We start from the raw sequence: 3,067 nt of genomic DNA on the forward strand, positions 1-3,067 counted from the left end.
GATCATCTGGTGCGTCCAGCCGAGCGGGACGCCGTACTTGGTGAACCAGCCGGCGCCGATACCGGTCTTGGTCCCGGCGAGACCGTGGTGGTGTCGGGGACCTGCCCGGCCGGGGACCGGAGCGTCCGGGTCTCCGGCGCCGCGACCGGCGAGGGCGCGGTGCGGGGCGGCCGGTTCCGCGTCGAGGCCAGGGCGGCCCGGGAGACGGGCCGCCGGCCCGTGGAGGTCGCCTGCGTCCCGTCGGGACGGGCCGCGCAGGCGCCCCTGGAGGTGCGCCGGACGCGCCGTCCCCGCCCGCACGGCTGGGCCATGGGCGGCGGGGACGGGTTCCAGGTGCCGTGGACCTCGGTGGCGATGGTGCTCATGGCGGGCGCGGCCGGGACCGGCGCGACGGTGCTGGTGCGGTCCCGGTTCCGCCGGACGCGCGGCTGACCGGCGCCCCGGAGGGTCAGGCCCGGCCGTAGGAGTCCTCGAGCCGTTCGATGTCGTCCTCGTCGAAGTTCCCGAACGCGATCTCCATGACCCGGACCGCGGGGCCGTCGGAGCCCAGCCGGTGCGTCTGCCCCGCCCGGATCAGGACCCGCTCCCCCACCTCCGGCAGCGTCCGGCGGCCGGCCACCTCGAACACCGCGCCGGGGTCCAGCGCGACCCACAGCTCGTCGCGGTCGCGGTGCCGCTGCAGGCTGAGCCGCTGCCCCGGCTCCACGTAGATGATCTTCACGGTGGACGGCTCGTTCAGCGTGAACTGCTCGAAGGCGCCCCACGGCCGCCGTTCGGTCAGCACCTCCGGCTCCTGCCGCACGCCCTCCGGCGCGGGAGCGTCGGTCTGCGCGGGCACGCCGGTCTGCGCGCGGGAGTCGGTCGGCACGGGCACGTCGGTCTGCACGGTCACCTCGGGAATCGCGGGTCGGGGAACATCTGCGGGACGCGGGCGCCGGACGCGGAGGCGGCGGCCGGCAGCCCGCCGAGGACGAGGTCGGCGAGGCCGTCCACGACGGCCTCGCGGGGCACCTCGTCGGCCTGGTCGAGCCACCAGTCGCCGGCGGTCTGCACCATGCCGACGATCGCGTGGCCCCACACGTAGGCGCGGGTGCGGTCCGCCATCTCCCCCTCGGCGATCATCACCTCGGCCAGCTCCCGGCTCACGTCGCGGATCATCGTGCTCATCGCGCTGTGCGTGGCGGTGTCCTCCGCGCTCGCCCGGTGCATCAGGAAGCGGTAGAGGTTGAGGTTCTTGGAGATCGTCGCCAGGTAGGTGTCGATGGTGGACCGGGTGCGCGCGCGGATCGAGTCGTCCCGGGAGAACTCCTCCCGGATGCCCTCGATCAGCTTGCGCGTGTGCCGCTCGGCGAGCGCCTGGTAGAGGCCGCTCTTGTCGCCGAAGTGGCGGTACAGGATCGGCTTGCTGATGCCCGCCTCGGCGGCGATCGCGGCCATCGACGCCTCGGGGCCCTCGCGCTGGATGACCCGGTCCGCCGCCTCCAGCAGGGCGCGCCGGCGGCCGGGATCGCGCCTGGATCCCGGTGCCCTCCCGCCCGCGTGCCCCGTCATGGTGCGATCACCGTAGCCGGGCGGTGCGCGAGGGACGCGCGTGGGGCGGGGTGAGCGCTGGGCAGGTGGGCATACACCGAACGGTATCCGCGGGTGTTACCCGGTGACAACACCACCTGGCCTGGGGGTTGTCCGCCGCCTCGCGCCCTTCCCGGCGGGAGGCCGCAGCGGCTACCGTGATCGGTGGCCGGCGTGAGGAGGTCGCGGGGGTGCGGACGCTCTACTCGGTGCGGCTGGAGGGCGTGGCGACGAACCCCGCCGCCCCGGTCGAGTACCTGCTGCTGATCCTGGAACGCGCGGAACCGCGCATGCGGCACGCCCTGCTGCGCCGCGCGGGCGTGCCGGACGCGGTCTACGAGGCCGCCGTCCGGCATCCGGACCCGCACGCCCGGCGGCTGGTCGCCGTGTCGGGCCACGCGCCGGCGGAGATCCGCGCGCTGCTCGCCGACGACCCCGACCCGGACGTGCGCCGGTCGCTCGCCGCGATCCCCGAGCACTGGGAGCCTCGCAGGCCGCTGCCCGCGGACGTCGTCGTGCGGCTTGCCGCGGACCCCGACCCGCGGGTCCGCGAGGCGGTCCTCGACCGCGACCTCCCCGACGGCGTCCGCGCCGCGCTCGCCGCGGATCCGGACGCCCGGGTCCGGTGGGGCGTCCTATGCACCTGGCCCGACCCGCCGGACGAGATCGTCGACGCGGCGCTGGACGACCCGGACCCGGAGGTCCGGCGGGCGGCCGTCGCGCTCGCCGCCGACCGCCGTCCCGACGTGGCCGCGCCGCTGCTCGCCGCCGGGGCCCCCGACGTCGTGGCGCGGGTCCCGCTCGACGCCGGGCAGGCCGTGGCGCTCAGCCGGGACGGGCGGGCCCGCGTCCGGGAGGCCGTCGCCGCCAACACCAGCGTGCCGCCCGGCCTCCTCGCGGTGCTCGCGCGCGATCCCGAGCACAAGGTGCGGCTCGCGGCGGCCGCCAACCCGAGCCTGCCGCCCGACCTCGTCGCCGAGCTGGCGGACGACCCCGAGCACGAGGTGCGGCTCGCGGTGTCGCTGCGCCCCGAGCTGACCGAGGAGCAGCGCGCGGCGATCGACTACCGCGTGGGGCCCGAGGACCGCCTCCGCCCTCCGGAATGGCTGTGGGACCGGCTGGACGACCTCGACCTGATGCGGCGGTACGCCGCCTCCGCGCACACCGGGCTGCGCCGGTTCGCGGCGTACAGCCCGCACCTGCCGCCCGACCTGGTCGCGCGGCTGGCGGGCGACGAGGACTTCGTCGTCCGGCTGCTGCTGTCGGAGAAGCATCCCGATCCGCCCGGTGAGCTGCTGCTGTCGGTCGCGCTGGAGTCGCCGTTCATCACCCGGCTGGACCGCACCGGGCATCCGAACTTCCCGTGCGCGGGCCTCGCCCGCCTCGCGGAGTCGGACGACCCGGTCGCGCGGACGCTGGCGCTGCGCGACCCGGAGCTGCCGGCGCCGGCCGTCGAGCGGCTCAGCCGGGACGAGGAGCCGGGCGTGCGCGCCGCGGC

The 3,067-nt window shown here is 76.6% G+C and carries 3 protein-coding genes and 1 pseudogene; 2 read left to right on the forward strand and 2 right to left on the reverse strand.

What is annotated here, in order from left to right:
* On the forward strand, positions 1 to 432 hold a 432-nt coding region (locus ABZ914_RS49400; protein ID WP_500201518.1), incomplete at its 5' end, for a hypothetical protein.
* Between the two features lie 16 nt (positions 433 to 448).
* Here the strand turns inward: ABZ914_RS49400 and ABZ914_RS49405 are convergent.
* Both ABZ914_RS49405 and ABZ914_RS49410 read right to left on the reverse strand, forming a co-directional pair.
* Positions 449 to 892 (reverse strand): phosphomannose isomerase type II C-terminal cupin domain, encoded by a 444-nt coding sequence (locus ABZ914_RS49405; RefSeq protein ID WP_500201519.1) that lies wholly within the window; start codon positions 890 to 892, stop codon positions 449 to 451.
* Complete coding sequence (locus ABZ914_RS49410) at positions 889 to 1,551, reverse strand: TetR family transcriptional regulator (RefSeq protein WP_500201520.1); 663 nt, start codon at positions 1,549 to 1,551, stop codon at positions 889 to 891. The genes ABZ914_RS49405 and ABZ914_RS49410 overlap by 4 nt, the downstream gene beginning before the upstream one ends.
* 209 nt (positions 1,552 to 1,760) lie before the next feature.
* On the opposite strand from ABZ914_RS49410, the pseudogene ABZ914_RS49415 reads away from it, so the two are divergent.
* Positions 1,761 to 3,067: pseudogene (locus tag ABZ914_RS49415) on the forward strand (hypothetical protein); the annotation flags it as partial.

Origin of the sequence: Spirillospora sp. NPDC046719, from assembly GCF_040645715.1 — a bacterium.
In the GTDB taxonomy this organism is placed as follows: domain Bacteria; phylum Actinomycetota; class Actinomycetes; order Streptosporangiales; family Streptosporangiaceae; genus Spirillospora.

Excerpts from the sequence above, each read along its gene's own strand:
- ABZ914_RS49410 (WP_500201520.1), bottom strand. The coding sequence starts at position 1,551 with ATGACGGGGCACGCGGGCGGGAGGGCACCGGGATCCAGGCGCGATCCC.